The sequence below is a fragment of the Janthinobacterium rivuli genome (genome assembly GCF_029690045.1).
Taxonomy (GTDB): domain Bacteria; phylum Pseudomonadota; class Gammaproteobacteria; order Burkholderiales; family Burkholderiaceae_D; genus Janthinobacterium; species Janthinobacterium rivuli.
This window is the reverse complement of sequence record NZ_CP121464.1, coordinates 5,070,951-5,088,865: the sequence shown is the minus strand read 5'-3', so window position 1 is coordinate 5,088,865 and position 17,915 is coordinate 5,070,951. Positions and strand designations below refer to the sequence as shown.

The 17,915-nt window shown below is 60.2% G+C and carries 14 protein-coding genes; 11 read left to right on the top strand and 3 right to left on the bottom strand.

The features are described 5' to 3' along the window. Positions 1 to 9: 9 nt before the first annotated feature. On the bottom strand, positions 10 to 2,187 hold the full coding sequence (cphA, locus tag P9875_RS23065; RefSeq protein WP_278316709.1) for a cyanophycin synthetase: 2,178 nt from the start codon (positions 2,185 to 2,187) through the stop codon (positions 10 to 12). A gap of 467 nt (positions 2,188 to 2,654) precedes the next feature. Here cphA and P9875_RS23060 point away from each other — a divergent pair, with 467 nt between their 5' ends. The 7 genes from P9875_RS23060 (at position 2,655) to P9875_RS23030 (ending at position 10,970) form a co-directional block, all read left to right on the top strand. Beyond that, positions 2,655 to 4,937 carry an ABC transporter ATP-binding protein gene (locus tag P9875_RS23060; RefSeq protein ID WP_278316708.1) on the top strand — a complete coding sequence of 761 codons (2,283 nt, stop codon included), beginning with the start codon at positions 2,655 to 2,657 and terminating at the stop codon, positions 4,935 to 4,937. A 2-nt stretch (positions 4,938 to 4,939) separates the two neighbouring features. After that, positions 4,940 to 5,410, top strand: a complete 471-nt coding sequence (locus P9875_RS23055; RefSeq protein ID WP_278316707.1) for a DUF1854 domain-containing protein — start codon at positions 4,940 to 4,942, stop codon at positions 5,408 to 5,410. A 360-nt stretch (positions 5,411 to 5,770) separates the two neighbouring features. Then, positions 5,771 to 6,583 (top strand): GTPase, encoded by an 813-nt coding sequence (locus tag P9875_RS23050; protein ID WP_081922545.1) that lies wholly within the window; start codon positions 5,771 to 5,773, stop codon positions 6,581 to 6,583. 16 nt (positions 6,584 to 6,599) lie between these two features. After that, entirely contained in the window at positions 6,600 to 7,199 is a 600-nt protein-coding gene (locus P9875_RS23045; RefSeq protein ID WP_035821118.1) for a hypothetical protein, read from the top strand. A 9-nt stretch (positions 7,200 to 7,208) separates the two neighbouring features. Then, positions 7,209 to 9,050, top strand: a complete 1,842-nt coding sequence (locus P9875_RS23040) for a dynamin family protein (RefSeq protein WP_278316706.1) — start codon at positions 7,209 to 7,211, stop codon at positions 9,048 to 9,050. 10 nt (positions 9,051 to 9,060) lie between these two features. Then, complete coding sequence (locus P9875_RS23035) at positions 9,061 to 10,707, top strand: GTPase (RefSeq protein ID WP_278316705.1); 1,647 nt, start codon at positions 9,061 to 9,063, stop codon at positions 10,705 to 10,707. Beyond that, positions 10,707 to 10,970, top strand: coding sequence for a YkgJ family cysteine cluster protein (locus P9875_RS23030; protein WP_278316704.1), 264 nt, complete (start codon positions 10,707 to 10,709; stop codon positions 10,968 to 10,970). Before P9875_RS23035 ends, P9875_RS23030 begins: the two co-directional genes overlap by 1 nt. A gap of 180 nt (positions 10,971 to 11,150) precedes the next feature. On the opposite strand, the gene P9875_RS23025 is transcribed toward P9875_RS23030, so the two are convergent. Beyond that, complete coding sequence (locus tag P9875_RS23025) at positions 11,151 to 12,665, bottom strand: AMP nucleosidase (protein ID WP_034750639.1); 1,515 nt, start codon at positions 12,663 to 12,665, stop codon at positions 11,151 to 11,153. Positions 12,666 to 12,777: 112 nt separating this feature from the next. Here P9875_RS23025 and P9875_RS23020 point away from each other — a divergent pair, with 112 nt between their 5' ends. The 4 genes from P9875_RS23020 (at position 12,778) to P9875_RS23005 (ending at position 15,453) form a co-directional block, all read left to right on the top strand. Further along, entirely contained in the window at positions 12,778 to 13,413 is a 636-nt protein-coding gene (locus P9875_RS23020; protein WP_278316703.1) for a TetR/AcrR family transcriptional regulator, read from the top strand. Then, a complete protein-coding gene (gene map, locus P9875_RS23015) occupies positions 13,391 to 14,194 on the top strand; it encodes a type I methionyl aminopeptidase (protein WP_100874007.1) in 804 nt (267 codons plus the stop codon). The genes P9875_RS23020 and map overlap by 23 nt, the downstream gene beginning before the upstream one ends. A gap of 2 nt (positions 14,195 to 14,196) precedes the next feature. Continuing rightward, complete coding sequence (locus P9875_RS23010; protein WP_278316702.1) at positions 14,197 to 14,721, top strand: hypothetical protein; 525 nt, start codon at positions 14,197 to 14,199, stop codon at positions 14,719 to 14,721. A gap of 78 nt (positions 14,722 to 14,799) precedes the next feature. Continuing rightward, positions 14,800 to 15,453: an FABP family protein gene (locus P9875_RS23005; RefSeq protein WP_278316701.1), complete on the top strand. Its 654-nt coding sequence runs from the start codon at positions 14,800 to 14,802 to the stop codon at positions 15,451 to 15,453. On the opposite strand, the gene P9875_RS23000 is transcribed toward P9875_RS23005, so the two are convergent. Next, positions 15,450 to 17,912, bottom strand: coding sequence for a hypothetical protein (locus tag P9875_RS23000; protein ID WP_278316700.1), 2,463 nt, complete (start codon positions 17,910 to 17,912; stop codon positions 15,450 to 15,452). The two genes, P9875_RS23005 and P9875_RS23000, sit on opposite strands and share 4 nt — an antisense overlap. Positions 17,913 to 17,915 lie beyond the last annotated feature (3 nt).

Sequence of the window (17,915 nt, the reverse complement as noted above, 5' to 3'; positions counted from 1 at the left end):
TGTTGCCGATTAGTTGCCGATGCAGCCAGGGGCCGCATCAAACGTGCGCAAGCCTGCGCAGATCAAATCGACGGGCAGGTTCAGGGCCCACGCGGCGGCCGCGACGGCCAGCACGCTGTCGACATTGCCGGCCGTGGCCGGTTTCAGCAGGTCCAGGCACAGCAAGACCGTTTCGATGCCGCCTTCGGCCAGCACGATATGGTTGCCGCGCACGAAGACGGCGCGCTGGCCGGCGGCCAGTTGCGCCGCGATGGCTGGCAAGCCGCCGTCCTGCGCATACAGGGTCACCGTGCCGTCGCACAGTTCGGCCAGTTCCAGCACGTGCGCGTTGGCCGCGTTGAGCACGGCCACGCCCGTCGGCACCACCACGTCGACCTGGCTGCGCACGGCCTTGTACAGGCCTGCTTCGTCCAGTACGTCGAAATCCTTGACGCTGTCGAGGCTGCCCATGTCCGTGACGACGCCGATCTGGCACTTGTCGTAGGCCAGGCCTTCGGCCAGGATCATGCGCGGATTGCTCTCGAACAGGGCCGTCTGCACGGTGCGGTTGAGCAGCAGGCGCTGGCCCGCGTCCCAGTTCACGCAATCGCTGCTGACGACACGGCGCTGGTCCAGATACATGCCTTCGCTGCAGACGGCGCCCGTGTGCAGACCCGACAGGTTGAGCAGTTTGCACAGCATGCGCACGATCAGGCTGGCGCCGCGCGTGCCCGTCACGCCGATCAGCGGAATGCGGCCCGTTTCCTCGGGCGCGAACAGGTGGTCGACGATGGCCGCACCGACAGGGCGGGGTTGGCCCACGCCCGGCTTGATGTGCGCCAGCAGGCCGGGGCTGGCATTGACTTCGATGATGGCGCCGCGCTGCTCTTCCAGCGGACGCGTGATGTCGGTGGTGACCAGGTCGATGCCGGCGATGTCCAGGCCCACCACGCGCGCGGCCAGCAGGGCCGCATGCACGACGGACGGATGCACGTCGTCCGTGACGTCGATGGCCACGTTGCCGTTCGGCTGGATCAGCACTTTTTGGCCGGCCTGCGGCACGGACAGGGCGGTCATGCCCTGGCGCTGCAGTTCCAGCACGATTTCACCCGATTCGTGCGGCTTGACGGTACCCAATGGGAAATCTTCGCCTTCGCCGCGGCGCGGGTCCGTGTTGATCTGCGTGTTCACCAGTTCCAGCACGGTGGAGACGCCGTCGCCGTCGACCCACAGCGATTCGCCCTTGGCGGCCGCGATCAGCTTGTTGCCGACCACGAGCAGACGGTGTTCGTCGCCCGTGATGAAGCTTTCCACCAGCACGGCCGAGCTGTCGCCCTTGCGCGCGGCCAGCTCGTAGGCGGCCTTCACGTCCGCTTCCGTCATCAGGTTGAGCGATACGCCGCGGCCATGGTTGCCGTCATACGGCTTGACGACGACGGGCACGCCGATGTCCTGCGCTTCTTCCCAGGCCGCTTCGGCGCTGCGCACCAGGCTGCCCTCAGGCACGCGCACGCCGCACGATTTGAGCAGGAATTTGGTGAGATCCTTGTCGCTGGCGATGCCTTCGGCGATCGCGCTGGTGCGGTCCGTTTCGGCCGTCCAGATGCGGCGCTGCGCGGCGCCGTGGCCCAGTTGCACCAGGTTGCCGTCGTTCAGGCGCAGGGAAGGGATGCGGCGCTCGGTGGCCGCATCGACGATGCTGGCCGTGCTCGGGCCCAGGCAGCGCGCATCGACCATGTCGCGCAGGGGCGCCAGGGCCGCTTCCAGATCGTAGGCTTCATCGTTGATGGCGGCCATCAGCAGTGTGCGCGCGGCGGCCAGGGCGGCGCGGCCCACGTGCTCTTCGCGCGTGCGGAAAGCCATCTTGTAGACGCCGCGCTGGCTGGTCGAGCGCGTCTGGCCGAAGCCCGTGCGCATACCTGCCAGGTTTTGCAGTTCCAATACGACGTGTTCGAGGATGTGGGCCGACCACGTGCCTTCGCGCAGGCGCTCGAAAAAGCCGCCCCGTTCGCCCACGCCGCAGCGGTGCTCGATCATGCCGGGCAGCCACGCCACCAGGCGCTCGTACAGGCCGGGCAGGGTATTGGATGGATAGTCTTCCAGTTCGCCGATGTCGACCCAGGCTTCAATCACCGGGCGATAAGTCCAGATGTTGGGGCCGCGCAAGTGGGTGACGCGGGCAAATTCGATGTTCTTCTTCTTGATCATGTAAGTGGTTTCTTGATAACAAGCCAGGCGTCTGGGCGCCAGATACTTTATGTTGGCTCTACAGAGACTTTTCAGGCTCGTGCTTGGTTCTTTATCCCGGGTATGCGCAGTGTGCCACTTTTAGCGGCCTCTTGTCGCGTTTGCTGCCCTTATTCTGCTGGTGTTGTCATTCTAATTGTTACTAATTGTTGCCATACTTGTTATAAAGATACCGACTCTGGGCTAAGCTGGAGCATTTGCGCAACAGCGGGCTGTTGTATACTTGCTCCTGTACGACGGACGCCCATTTTTTTGCGCCGTTTCGCCATCATTCCTTACCGGCAGGCATCCATTCGATACAATACAGGAAATTGCCACTGGTGCATCCACCTCGCCATCGCGCAGTACACAAACATTGATCGGGCGTCTGCCCCATCCCCCAAATCCCGCCCTGAAGGGCTTGGCCTCGAGCCGGAGTATGCTTTACGATGACAACTGAACTGAGTGTTCCTGCAACAACTATTCCCCTCACATCGCTGCCGGCGCCTGTAGCAGAAGCCTGGCTGGCGGAAGTGGAGAGCAACCTTTCTCCAGGGGAGAACGTTTTAAGTAGCGTTGAGGTTGACCTCGATGCGCGATTACGTTTCACAAAAGGCATAATAGTTGTCACCGAGAAGCGTTTGCTGGCCCGTTCGCCGGGCGATACCGTCTGGAAAAGTTGGTCTTTCCGCCACGGACTGCGCCTGACGCACCACGACCACGCCGGTGTCGGCCACCTGGAATTGTTCGATGACCACGGCCGCCTTGCCTCGTGGCGCTTTACCTTGGGCCAGAACCTGCATGCGATCCGCGTGCTGGAACAGTTCGTCGAGCGCCTCGACAGCCACCTGACGGGCCAGCCCGTGCTGGAAGCGGAGCAGGAAGTGTGTCCGAGCTGCAAGGCGCCTTTGGCGCCGGAGCAGGAAGAATGCCCGATCTGCGCCAAGGTGCTGCACACGCCCCCATCGACCTGGACCCTGTTCCGCCTGTGGCGCTTCGCCCATCCCTACCGTGGCCAGCTGGCCCTGGGCTTCATACTGATGCTGCTGAGCACGGCCGCGCACATGATTCCGCCCTACCTGACGGCGCCGTTGATGGACAATGTGCTGATTCCGTATCAGAACGGCAAGCACATCGACCCGTGGCTGGTGGTGTACTACATGAGCGGCTTGCTCGGTTCGGCCCTGCTGGCCTGGCTGCTGGGTTGGGGAAAGACGTATGTGCTGGCCCTGGTATCCGAACGCATGGGCGCCGACTTGCGCTCGGCGACGTATGAACATCTGATGAAGTTGTCGCTGGAATTTTTCGGCGGCAAGCGCACGGGCGACCTGATGGCGCGCATCGGCAGCGGCAGCGACCGCATCTGCGTCTTCCTGTCGCTGCATTTGCTCGATTTCGCTTCCGACGTGCTGATGATCATCATGACGGGCGTGATCCTGTGGTCGATGAACCCGTGGCTGGCCATCATGACCCTGGCGCCATTGCCCTTCATCGCCTGGATGATCCACCTGGTGCGCGACCGCTTGCGCACGGGCTTTGAAAAGATCGACCGCGTGTGGAGCGAAGTGACCAACGTGCTGGCCGATACGATTCCCGGCATCCGCGTGGTCAAAGCGTTTGCGCAGGAAAAACGCGAAGCGGCCCGCTTCCGCGACGCCAATGCGCACAACCTGGCCGTCAACGACAAGTTGAACAAGGTCTGGTCGCTGTTCTCGCCGACGGTCTCCTTCCTGACGGAGATGGGTTTGCTGGTCATCTGGTGCTTCGGCATCTGGCAGCTGTCGCGCGGCGAAATCACCGTTGGTGTGCTGACCGCCTTCATCGCCTACAGCACGCGTTTCTATGGCCGCCTCGATTCGATGAGCCGCATCGTCTCCGTGACGCAAAAATCGGCCTCGGCCGCCAAGCGCATCTTCGACATCCTCGACCACGTGTCGAGCGTGCCGGAACCGGCGCAGCCCGTGAAGCTGGACAAGATCGAAGGCAGGATCGATTTGCGCGAAGTCGGATTCCGCTATGGCAACCGGGCCGTCAACCGCGGCATCACCCTGAACATCAAGGCGGGCGAGATGATCGGCCTGGTGGGCCACAGCGGTTCGGGCAAGAGCACCCTGGTCAACCTGATCTGCCGTTTCTATGACGTCTCGGAAGGCGCGATCTTGCTCGATGGCGTCGACATCCGCTCGTTTGCCGTGTCCGACTACCGCCGCAACATCGGCCTGGTGCTGCAGGAGCCGTTCCTGTTCTTCGGCACCATCGCTGAAAACATCGCCTACGGCAAGCCGCACGCGACGCGCCAGGACATCATCGCCGCGGCGCGCGCTGCGCATGCCCACGAATTCATCCTGCGCCTGCCGCAAGGCTACGATTCGATGGTGGGCGAGCGTGGCCAGGGCTTGTCCGGTGGCGAACGCCAGCGCATCTCGATCGCCCGCGCCCTGCTGATCGACCCGCGCATCCTGATCATGGATGAAGCGACATCGTCGGTCGACTCGGAAACAGAGAAGGAAATCCAGAAGGCGCTGGACAACCTGGTGCAGGGCCGCACGACGATCGCCATCGCGCACAGGCTGTCGACCCTGCACCGCGCCGACCGGCTGGTGGTACTGGACCGCGGCCAGGTCGTCGAAGTGGGCAGTCACGATGAACTGATGGCGAAAGAGGGCGCCTATTTCCGCCTCTACGAAGCACAGGCGCGCAACAACGAACTCGCCCTGGATGACAAGGAATAAGCATGGCCAGTACAACTTTTACATTAAGCCGCGACACCTTCGGCAAGCTGGTGATGACGGATGCGGACGGCCAGGTCTTTGAAGGCGTGGCGCCCGTGCGCGCCTTCCCCATCCAGTCGCCGGACGAAGGCATTTCGCTGGTGCTGGGCAATGGCAAGGAAGTGGCGTGGATCGACCACATCGACGCCTTGCCGGAACTGGCGCGCAGCCTGCTGCAGGAAGAGCTGGAAGGGCGCGAATTCATGCCCGAGATCGCGCGCGTGAAAAGCGTTTCCAGCTTCGCCACGCCATGCACCTGGCATGTCGACACGGACCGCGGCGAGACGCAGTTCGTGCTGAAGGGCGAGGAAGACATCCGCCGCATCGGCGCCGCGTCGCTCTTGATCGCCGATAACCACGGCATCCACTTTTTGATCCGCGACATGTTCAATATCGACAAGACGACGCGGAAGATCCTCGACCGCTTCCTGTAAGCGATGCAACAATCAAAAACGGCGCCTTCAGGGCGCCGTTTTACTTTCCATATTCTTTGTCGCTGCCAGTTGCCCTGGATCTGCAGTCATTCCCTTCTCCATTTACGGCGCCGTGCAGTCTGCATGCCCTTCCCAATACATCTCATAAGTCCATTCGAGCACGTAATAATGATGTTCTCTATTCGACTGGAAATCGGGCTGGTAGCGACACGCTTTGTCGCAAGCTTATGGATCATGGAGGAATGTAGTCTGATGGTGATTATTGGTGAGATTCTTGAGGGCAATATCCTTTACACTGCCTGATTTCTAAATTGCAATATATGTTGTCATTGTAGGTATATCAGCCTGGGATTTTTATTCATGGATAAGTTTTACTTTCGACATCAGTTCGAAGAAATCGCAGCAAAAAGAAATCATCTCAAGCCTGTTTATGTCGCCTATGGCCTGATGAACTCCGGTAAAAGTTCATTGTTGAATATGTTAACGAACAATATTGAAGTGGAGTTTTTTAAGACCAATGATATTCGCGAGACGACAGAAAACAAGGAATTCGACGGGGAACGGTGCATTTTCATCGACACTCCCGGCCTCGATGCGAATCATCAAGATGATACTCAAGCCGCATCGGGAGTACGTCAGGCCGATATCGTATTGTTTGTTCATCAGCCTCAGGGTGAGTTGGAAGCAAATGAAATCAGCTTTCTGCAAACGTTGGTTTCATCGTTCGGTGAACACGCATCCAAGCATATTGTTATCGTATTAACAAAAATGGACAAGGAAGATGCGATGAAAATCGATGCGATTGCGCGCCGTATCGGTGAACAGTGTGAATCGGAATTGAATTTTTTGCCAAGCATTTTCAAGGTGTCAAATAGTCGGTATCGAGCAGGAAAACTCAAGAGTCAAGAGGTGTTGGTGGAGCGCAGCAGCATTCCTGAACTTCTTGTTCATCTGGAGAGCCTTGCTGCAAAAGCAATGTCTTCACGTCGGCGGCGCATGCAGGACGAAGTGAGCACCTTGCTCGATGCGATAGGGCTGGCGGAGCAGAAATTGCATGGCGAAAAATTGCACCTGCAAGCGCAAATTAGTCAGGGTTTTATTGGCTTTAATCAGCAAATCGGGCAATTGCGCGCTTTTCTCGATACCAAGGCATCATTTTTCGAACGAATTTAGCACTTGAGGAGCAGAAATGGCACTGCCATGGTTAATAGGCGCCGCGATCGTGGGCGCAGTGGGGGCAATCGCGACGGCAGTCAAGAGCGGAAGCAGCGAGTCGAGCTCTTCGTCCGGTAGCAGCGATAGTCGCAATACGGCAGAGGAGCGCCGCCGCCATGAGATCGCGGCCGAAAAGCGTGAGAGGGAAGAAAAGACGAAACGACAGGCGGATGCCCGAGCCCTGTTTCAGCATGAAGGTTTGGACATTGGCCGTAATTTGGCTGACTCGATGCAGGACTGGGTCAGAACCAGTGCGATTGGTCAGGAGTCTTTCAAAGCGCGTCTGACCGCATCTGGTTATCGCTTGGCCCCCGTTGCAGTCAGTCCGGACAAGCAGGTGGAAGATTTGTTGCGTCGTTCGCTGGACGCCGATGAAGACTTGAATGCGACGATACAAAATCTGGATTTCTATGCTGCTGTGTATGCAGTGCGCCTGGAGGGAGGCGTAGCGCTTGCACGCACGCTTGCCAACCTGGAGGTGCTCGCATATGAACAGGAAGAGTTGATCAAGCTCAAGCATGAGATCCGCAAATTCGAATATGAGGCGTCGCTGTCGATGGCGACCCATTCTTAAGGTAGTCAAATGTCTAAAACGGCAGTAAAAACTTCCCGTAATCGTCGGCAACTGATCGACTCCTTCGATAGCTTGAAACATAGTTTTGATGGTTCTTTGCAACATGCGCGGGACGTGGAGGCGGCATTCGAAGCAGTCCGTCGTGATTTTATTACGCGCATCTCCCGCGATTTGCATGCCACTCGCAAGCGCTTGCCGGAAAACAATCCCGTTCGCGAAGAAGTGATGGCGTTTATTGACCTGATGGAACGTACCAGTGTCGCGTGGGATGCCAAGGTAGCGGGACGTGAAAAAGGAATTGCCTTTCGCGCCCACTTTGAAGATTCCCTATTGGTGTTTGTTAATGGCAAGGTCAAGTCGGGAAAAAGCTCGCTGGGCAATTACATGGCGTGGGGCGACACCGATCCTTCGGATGAACAGAAGGATCTCGTAGCAGATACGCTAAAACCACGCTTTTTTTCGCACGCGAAATCCGATGTCGCTGGAGGTGACGGTGAGAAAGAAGCTGAATTGCGTCGCGAGTTCCGTGTAGGCGCCACCGAAGCCACCAGTTCCATTCAGGGTTTCTCATTGCCGGGACTGACGTGGGTCGACTCGCCTGGCATGCATTCGCTCAATATACAGAACGAGCAGCTGGCCCGTGATTATGTGGAACATGCGGATCTCATTCTCTATACGATCAAGTCAGATTCCGCTGGACGTGAAAGCGATCTCGTTGAAATTGCCCATTTGTTGGGCAAGGGGAAAAGAATACTGTTGCTGTTGACTGGTAGTGACGACATGGAGGAGGAACTCGGCGACGATGGTGAATCCCTGGTCCAGACGTGGGTCATGAAGGACGAGGATCGACGGATGCGCCAGCGTACTTATGTACGTGATGCCTTGGAAAAAAACTACCCCGGGCAGTCACTCGAGGACGTTGGCATCATTTCCTTTTCCGCCCGCTATGCGCAATTGCATGCCGACGATGCGGATGCCTACAAAGACAGCGGCATGGGTGATGTGTGCGGGGCGCTGTCGGATCTTTGCCTGTCGGAAGGCTTGCGCATCAAGCACCGTACCCCACTGAACAATCTCTCGAACTTCCTGCAAAGTTGCAGCGACGACCTGCAACCTTACCAGGCCTTGATTGACGGATTTCGGCAACCGCTCACAGATCTGAAGGCGAAGTCGTCGAATAGCCTGAATGTCTGCATTCAGCAGGGACAAAGTGCGCTTGCCGTCTTTATCGACGATTTTTTTGAGACGGGGGCCAGAGCGCGTGATGACGCCGCTGACATGAGGCGGCAGCTAGCCGCTTTCCAGGCGGCGCTCAATGTCCGCTACCAGGAAATTGCAGCTGAGCAGCTTGGCCGGATATTCAGCGAAGTCTTGAGTGGCTTCGATGAAGCAGTGCATGCCACGTATAGCAACAGTGAGCTGGTGCGCTTGCATGATTTTGAGCTTGAAACAGCCACTGAAAAGGTCGCCAAGGTGCGCAGCGGCACACGCAAGCGCAATACCTTGATTGGTACGGCCTTAGGTGGTCTGACAGGCTTTCTTCTCGGTGGTCCCGCCGGCGCGGCAATTGGCGCCAGCCTGGCCGGTGGGGTGGGCGGAGCGATGGGTGACAGTGCCAGTACGCAATATGACGAAATCGTCATTACTGTCGGTGATAATTGGCTGGACATTCGCCACAAGGCGCTGGCAAGCGCAAACCAGGCATTGCAGGAATGTATGCGCACCAGTGCCGCACGCCTATGGCATTTGATGGATCGCGATGTGGAGCAAATTCTCGCTGGTTTGACCGGCGAAATTGCTACGTTCGACAAGCAAGTGCAGAAACTGCTGCATCAAACCAAAATGAATTGAAAGAGCGAATATGGTAATCAATACACAGCAATTATTATCGGCCTACGAGGATGCGCAAGCTTTTGTCAATGATCAGGGTGAGCTGCTGGAAAAGTTTGGCCCGATTGCACATATATTCGAAGAGAAAAAGAAAAAAGCCGATGCCGTGATCATGATTTATGGCGTTTACAATGCCGGCAAGAGCACCTTGATCAATGCCTTGCTTGGCAAGGAAGTGGCGGCTACCGATGATGTACCTTTGACTGATCGCGTATCGGCCTATCCGTGGCGTACATATGACATTCTCGATACGCCTGGTGTCGACGCGCCGATTGAACACGAGAATGTGACGCGGGAACACATGCTCAAGGCTGATGTCGTTATTTTTGTCGTTGATCCACTAGGTACTGCGGAAGAGTTAAAAACCTTGCAGGTGTTGATGGATCTGGTGCAGGAGGGAAAACAGGTTTTCCTGGTCTTCAATGAAAAGAAACCATTGCCAGAGAATGATTACATCCGTCTGAAGGATCAGACACGCCTGCGCCTGCAGGAACTGGCTGCCGCGCGTTGCCTCGTCGATGTATTGAAAGACATTCCGATGGTCAAGATCAATGCCAAGAGGGCATTGCAAGGCTATTTGAACGAGCAGCCCAAACTGGTGGAGTTGAGTGGTTTGCCCATGCTTGAAAAGCAGTTGATTGCTTTCCTGCAGAATATCTCGTCCGATGAAATCTACGGGCGCCTGAAGCTGCAATTGAGCCAGTTTTTGCAAGAATATGTGCAATTGCTGCAAGGCCGCGCGCAATCGGGCGCAGGTAGAAAGTATGATAAGTTGCTACGCAATGTAGGTCTGGAGAAGTCGCGGCTGGCACACAGCATGGCACGTGAATTGAGCCGCCAGCGCCAAAGAATCCATGACAAGAGCAAAGCTTGCATTCGTACTTCGCCAGACGATTGCCAGACGCAGATCGAGAAGATGATGATGCAGGCTGCGGAGGATGTTTGTACAACATTGACGTATGAAGTGCAGGCTTTTGTTGCCACGATCGAAAATGAAATTGATGAAGTGCAATCGGCATTGCCACACCTGGTACTTGCGCAGCAGACGGTGAAATTGCCCGACATAGACGCTGCTGGCGGAGGGCCGGAATACGATGCAATGGCGTCGGCCAGTAGCTTTGACAGCGCTGCGCTGAAGGGCGCCGTGCATCAGATTGGCTCGCTGGCCAAGCCAGAACATATCGTTAGCGGCTTGAAGCTGGTGAAGGACGTAATGCCGACCCTGATGAAGGGAATCGGCGCCAAGACCATGGAGAAATGGGCCGCGCAGCTGACTTCAAAATGGATACCCTACGTCGGCATTGTGTACACCGTAGGGGAAACGTTGTACAGCCTGTTTTCGAAGGACCCCGAGGAAGAGAGTTTGCGTAAGCAGCATGCTGAACAGCAGCAGGCCAACGAGCGTGCGATACAGCAAATAGACGACTTTGCGCTGGAGCTGGCGGATGGTTTCGAAATGTCCATGCGCGAAGCGATGACAAAGGAAGTAGAGAAATTTTTTACCAATATCGCCGCACAGGTTGAAATGCTGCGTCATGGCTTCAATGAAACCGAGCAAGCCAATAGCCAGCGTCTTGGACAATTGCTGGCAATTCAGCAACAGGTATCGGATGCCTGATGCCTTCTTCTGATCGGCAAGCGTTTCCTTGTAGCGGCTGTGGAAAGTGCTGTAGCCGTGTGCATCAGAGCGCCGAAACAGCGTGGCTGGACCGGGGGGATGGGGTATGCCGCAACTATGATGAGGCTGGCAAGCAATGTTTGATCTATGCTGATCGGCCTCTTGTCTGCCGCGTCGAGGAGTATTACCTCCAACATTTATCGACGCAATTTACATGGGGCGAATTCGTCAAAATCAATCTTGATATTTGCGCCGCGCTTTAATGTGCGCAGACGGCCGTCGGACTGCCATGACGTGGCAGGAAGACGGATGGACCGGTGGAGACATTAGCAGTCGATTCTCTTCGGTATCGTACCTGTCTTAGACAGTTAACGTGCACTGGCTTCCGCCCTTGATCGTTGTTCTGCAAGCCGCCGCTTTTTGCGGCGGCTTGCTATTTCTTCCTATTGAAACGCCACTTCCGCAAAGCTGCGCAATTTGCGGCTGTGCAGTCGGTCCACGCCCTGGCGGCGCAGCAGTTCCACGGCGCGGATGCCGATGCGCAGGTGCTGGTCGACCCGTTCACGGTAGAAGTGGTTGGCCATGCCGGGCAGCTTGATTTCGCCGTGCAGCGGCTTGTCGCTGACGCACAGCAAGGTGCCGTAAGGGACGCGGAAGCGGAAGCCATTGGCGGCAATCGTCGCACTTTCCATGTCCAGCGCGATGGCGCGGCTCTGGCTGAAACGGCGCTCCGGTGTGCGCTGCGGCAGCAGTTCCCAGTTGCGGTTGTCGGTGCTGGCCACGGTCCCCGTGCGCATGATGTGTTTCAGATCATGCCCGGTCAGCTGGGTGATTTCCGCCACGGCTGTTTGCAGCGCCTGCTGGATTTCCGCCAGCGGAGGGATCGGCACCCACAGCGGCAAGTCTTCGTCGAGCACGTGGTCTTCGCGCACATACGCATGCGCCAGCACGTAGTCGCCCAGGCTTTGCGTGGTGCGCAAGCCGGCGCAATGACCGAGCATCAGCCAGGCATGCGGACGCAGCACGGCGATATGGTCGGTGATAGTTTTCGCGTTGGCGGGACCGACGCCGATATTGACCATGGTGATGCCGCTGCCGTCTGCGCGCAGCAAATGGTAGGCGGGCATCTGCGGCAGGCGCGGCGGCGCGGCGCCCAGCGCATCCTCGCTCTCGACCGTCTGGCCGACCCGGCGCGTGACGACGTTGCCCGGTTCGACAAAGGCGATGTAGCCGTCGTCGTCCGAGGGCGCGGCGGCGTCGGGCGCGCGGTCCATCATGGCGTGGCCCAGGCGGATGAATTCGTCGATGTAGAACTGGTAGTTGGTGAACAGGACGAAGTTCTGGAAGTGCTGCGGCGAGGTGCCGCTGTAATGGCGCAGGCGCTGCAGCGAATAATCGACGCGCGGGCCCGTGAACAGCGACAGCGGCTGCGCTTCGCCATGCGCCGGTTCGTGCGTGCCGTTGGCGATGCCGTCGTCCATGGCCGACAGGTCGGGCAGGTCGAACAGGTCGCGCATGGCCAGGCGGCGGCCCGCATCCATATTGCCTTCGATATGGTCATGCTCGGCGAAGGAGAAATGCACGGGGATGGGCTGGGCGCTGACGCCCACTTCCAGGTGCACCTTCTGGCCGCTGTTATGGTTTTTCAGCAGCAGGGTGAATTGGTCCAGGTAGTAATCGCCAAACAGGTCGGGGCGCGTCAGGGTGGTTTCAAACACGCCGGGACCGGCGACAAAACCGTAGGCCAGCGGCGAGTCGGCGCGCGCCACGGTGTCCGTCTGGATGCGCACGAAGGGGTAGCAGGCGCGCACGCGCTCGTGCATGTCTTCGCCGGCGACAAAGCGCTGCAGCGCATCGCGCAAGTGTTCGATGCTGCTGCGGTAAATGGCTTGCACTTGTTCCAACGCCAGGCGTGGATCGTCGAAGCGGGAGGAGGCGATGAAGGGGGGCGTAAGCAAGCGGATTCTCCTTGTAGCGGTTCGTGCATACCATTGTAAGGCAGCGGGGCAACTCTTGTCGGCGCATCTGGGGCCGCTTGACGGATTCAAATAGAATCTGTATTCTATTTGAATGGTCAGACTCGCAAAATTCAACGAAAACAACTTCATCGACAGCGCGATCGCCGTCGCCGCCCAGTGCGGCGTGGGCGCCGTGTCGATGGCCGCCATCGCCGTCAAGGCCGGTGCCCCCATCGGCTCCGTGTATCACCGCTTCGATTCGCGCAACGCCATCCTGGCGCGCGCGTGGCTGCGCGTGAAAAGCGACTTCCGCGAGGAAGTGGCCAGCCGCTGGCTCGGTGGCGACACCTGGGCCGGCGTGCATGGCTTGCTGGACTGGTGCCGGCGCAAGCCCGTGTATGCGCGCTTCCTGCTGCAATGCGCGGACAGCCCTGATTTCAGCAGTGGTCTCAGCGAGGAATTGCTGGCCGCCGTGGAAGAAGAGCAGGCCGCGCTCGATGCCTGCTTTGTCCGCTGTGCCGAAGCCATGCCCGCCACCACGGAGCTGGACATCGATCACATGCTGCTCAAATTCGTGCTGATCGACGCCCCCGTGGCTGTCGTCAAGCCTTACCTGACCCAGGAGCGGCCGATACCGGCCAGCGTCGACGCCATGCTGCGTGCCTCGCACGACGCCGTGCGCGGCTGGGCCGCCCACACCACACACACTAACCAAGAAGAAAACCATGCGCTATTCCACCCAGCTTGAACACGGCAAGAAAATCCCCCTGCACGACGAAGAAGGTTTCATCGGCATGCGCGCGGCCGGCCGTATCGCCGCCGACACGCTCGACTACATCGCGCCTTTCGTGAAACCGGGCGTGTCGACGGCCAAACTCGACGCCCTGTGCGAAGAATTCATGCGCGCCGCCGGCGCCATTCCGGGCACCATCGACTACCACGGCTACAAGCACGCCAGCTGCATCTCCGTCAATCACGTGGTCACGCACGGCATCCCGTCCGAGACCAAGATCCTCAAAGTGGGCGACATCCTCAACATCGACGTGACGCCGAAGTTCCAGGGCTGGTTCGGCGACACCAGCCGCACCTTCAAGGTGGGCGCCGTCTCCATCCTGGCCAACCGCCTCGTCAACACGGCGTATGACGCCATGATGGCCGGCATCCACACTGTGCGTCCGGGGGCGACTTTGGGCGACGTGGGCGCCGCCATCGAAGCGGTGGCCAAGGCGCAGGGCTTTTCCTCCGTGCGCGACTTCTGCGGCCATGGCGTGGGCCAGGTCTTCCACGACACGCCGCAAGTGCTGCACTATGGCCGCGCCGGCACGGGCATCGTGCTGGAGCCGGGCATGATTTTTACCATCGAGCCGATGCTCAACGTGGGCAGCTACCAGGTTAAGGTCTTGCCTGACAAATGGACGACGGTGACGAAAGACCGTTCGCTGTCGGCGCAGTTCGAGCACTCGCTGGCCGTGACGGAAACGGGTTTTGAAATCTTCACCCTGACCGGTTCGACCGAGCCGCTGGTGTAAGCATGGATGAGGCGCACCGGCAGCAGCTCACCGATATCGTCGCCGCGAAAGCCGGCGTGGATGTCGCTTGCGCGGCGCGCCACCTGGCGCTGCATGACGACGACGTGGCGGCCGCCCTGCGCGGCATCGACGCCGAACGCTACACGCTGACGCAGCGCCTGCTGAACAAATACGGGCGCGATCCGGAAGACGCGCTGCAGCACGTGGCGCTGGCCGTGCTGCAGCAGGAAGGCATCCGCAGCGACAGCGTATTGCGCCTTGATCGCATCGCGGCCCTGGCGCCGCCCGTCGCAGGCATGGTGCTGCTGGCCGAGTGGCTGGCCTATGTGGACTGGGAAGGTTTCGACAGCGCCCTGTACGCGAATATCGACGCGGTGGCGGCGATCATCGCCGGTGCATTGGACCTGCCCGAGGTGGCTGACAACCTGCTGCAAACGCGCGATGAAGCCGTGTTTGAAACGCAGCGCCCCGCGCTGGCGACAGCGGCCTTGCTGTTCATCGAGCGCCACACTACGCAGTTTCCCTGACGGCGGGCGCTTTGCCGCCGGGCGGCGCGCGTCTTACAATGGCGGCAAGCACTGTTGCCCCATTTTGAAGACTTCCGCATGAGCGATTTTCCCGAAGATATCTACACCGAGCCGTCCGCCGACGTGCACACCCTGAACAACCTGGGCCCCTTGACCGGCATGGCCGGCATCTGGACGGGTACGCGCGGCCTGGACGTCAAGCCGAAAGCGGACGGCCCGCGCAAGCAGGCCTTCGTCGAGCGCATCGAACTGCAGCCGATCGACCCCGTCACCAACGGCCCGCAACTGTTCTACGGCTTGCGCTACTACATCCACATCACCAAGCCGGACCAGGTCAAGACGTATCATGAGCAGGTCGGCTACTGGCTGTGGGAGCCGGCCACGGGCGCCGTGATCCAGACCCTGGCCATCCCGCGCGGCCAGATCGCCATGGCGTCCGGCACGACGACGGCGGACGCCAGCAGTTTCGAGCTGGTGGCCAAGCGCGATTCGACGGCCTACGGCATCTGCTCGAACCCCTTCCTCGAACACGCGTTCACCACCGTCGAATACCGGATCAAGGTCGATATTCACGCCGATGGCACCTGGGGCTACGACGAAGACACGGTCATGCTCATTCGCGGCAAGGACGAACCGTTCCACCACACGGACCGCAACCTGCTGACGAAAATCGCCGAGCCGACGCCGAACCCGATGGCGCTGCAGGCGCTGGCGGCGCTTGCTGCCGCCTAAGGTTTTCCTTGCGCGACGGCCTTGATGGCGCGTTCCTCGCCCATGGCGGCCGCGATTTTCCAGCGCTGCATGGCGCTGGCGCGGTCGGGGCGTTTCAGTCCCGCCCCTTCCCAGTCCATCAGTCCCAGGTTGTAGATGTCGCCCGCGCTGCCCTTGTCGGCGGCGAGGGTGAACCATTTGCGCGCTTCCTTGTGGTTGACGGGGATCTGGTAGCCGCGCACGTGATACAGGCCCAATAAGTGCATGGCTTGCGCATTGCCCTTGCCGGCCGCCTGTTTCAGCAGGTCGAGGCCGCGCGCCATGTTGCGCGGTTCCTGCCAGCCTTCGGCCAGCATCACGCCTTTCGCCGTCAGCGCATAGCTGTCGTTCTTCACGAGACCCTTGCCGATCAGCGGCTTGGCGGCCACCTGGCGCGCCGCGCGCTGCTGCGCCGTTGGCGCCGTGACGGGGCCGGGTTTGCCTTCGCCCATCAGCAGCATCCAGCCATACAGGCCATACGCACCGGCGTCGCCCTTGCCGACCAGGTTTTCCAGCATGGCCAGCGCCTGCATCTTGTCGCCATTTTCATACAGCTTGACGGCCTTGGCGCTGCTCGCATCCTGCGGCACGACGGCTGGCGCATGGGGCGCGACGGGCGCCGACGCGATGGCCGCTTGCGGCGGCGCGGACACCGGGCGCACGCGCACGGGCAAGCCATAACTGGCGGCCAGCACGGCCAGGCTGGCGGGCGCGAGGATCAGCACGTGCGCCAGCTGGTTGCGGCGGCCCTTGCCGGCGATGCCCATGGCCCGTTCGGCTTGCTGCTCGCCGCCCAGCGCTTCGCTCAGTACGGCTTTCACCTTGCGGTTGAACAGCCAGTAGCCAGCGCCCGTGACGAGCAGGCCCGCGACGGCGGCCGCACCGCGTCCCGCGAAAAACCAGGTGGCGATGGCGGCGGCCAGGGCGGCCAGCGCGCTTTTCCACCAGAATTGCTTGGCCAGCCGCGTGTAGACCTGGCGCAAGGCGCCCAGCACGCAGGTGCGCACATTGTTGGCATAGTCGGCGGAGACGACGTCGACGTGCGCGTGGTCGGTTACTCCGCTGAGCACCGATTCAATCACGTCCGCATTCAGTTCCGAGGCGGCCACGTCGCGCAGCGGCGTGAGCAAACCCTGTACGTGGGCCGAGAACAGGCCGTCGTCGGCGCTGCCGGCCAGCGCATCGCTGAGCGCCTTGAGGTCGCCGCGCAGCAGCTTTTCCACGATGTCGTCCAGGGTCAGCCAGCGCAGATCCGTGCCGTACGCCACCAGGTGGTGCTTTTCGGCGTTGCACGATGCGTCCAGGCGCACGATGCGCAGTTTGCCCGCATACAGGGCGTCGACTTCCTGCGGCTGGTCTTCATTGTAAATGCTCACTTTCGCCAGGCCCAGGCTGCTGGCAATGGCGGCCAGTGAGTGCACGCTCTCCTTGTCGCGGATGCGGCGCGCGTCGTCGGGGGCCTGCTTGGGCAGGCTGACGCTGTAGCCGGGCGCCACGTGCACGTCGACCCAGGCCGCCTTGCCCACCTTGCCGGAACCGTCGCACGGGTTGCAGCGCAGGTCGCCCACGCCGCTGCAGGTGCGGCACGTGACCTTGCCGCTGGCGCGGCAGGTGCCGCAATTGATGCTGCCGGAACCGTGGCAGGTGTTGCAGCTGACCTTGCCGAAGCTGCAATGGTAGCAATTACGGTATTCGGTGCGGTACTGGGGCCGCGTTTCGCTGTGGTAGCTGGTGTGTGAGCTGCCGTTGCTGTAGGTGGTAGTGGGCACTTGCACCGTGATGTAATCGGTGACTTGCTCGGACACCGTGCCGCTGCCGCTGCAATACGAGCACGACACCTTGCCGCTGCCGTAGCAGCCATACGCGTCGCAGCTGACGGTGCGCCCGCCGTGGCAGCTCCAGCACGTTTCCGTCGTCGCGCCATAACAGGTGTGGCAGCCGATGCGGCCTTTGCCGGTGCAGTTGCTGCAGGTGTCCAGGTGCCAGTACTTGACGGCGTGCGGCAGGTAGACGCCCGCTTCGACGCCGTTGTAGGCCTGGCCTGCCTGGCGCAAGGCATTGTCGAGCTTGCCGGCCGCGCGGCGCAGTCTTTCCTTTTCCTGCGCGTGAGCGAGTGCTCCCACCTCGTGGGAGCCACAGCGGCAGTCGTTGCCCGCCGGCGTGAAATAGCCATTGATGACGCGCTGTTCGAAGCGCGCTTCGAGCGCGTAGTTTGCTTGCAGCGAAAACTCCTGCAGTACGTCTTCTTCGTCCAGCGGCGTGATGTCGTGCGGCTCGAAACGCGTCTTGTCCTGCACCAGGGTGCGCAGCTTGCCCAACACCGTGGGTATCTCTTCCTTGTCGAGCCGGAGGGGTGCTGGCGCCGTCACGACCGTCTCCGTCACCTGCGGCGCATCCTCGCTGCCTGGGGTTTCATGGGTCGTTTCGGTGCTGGGGTTCATGCG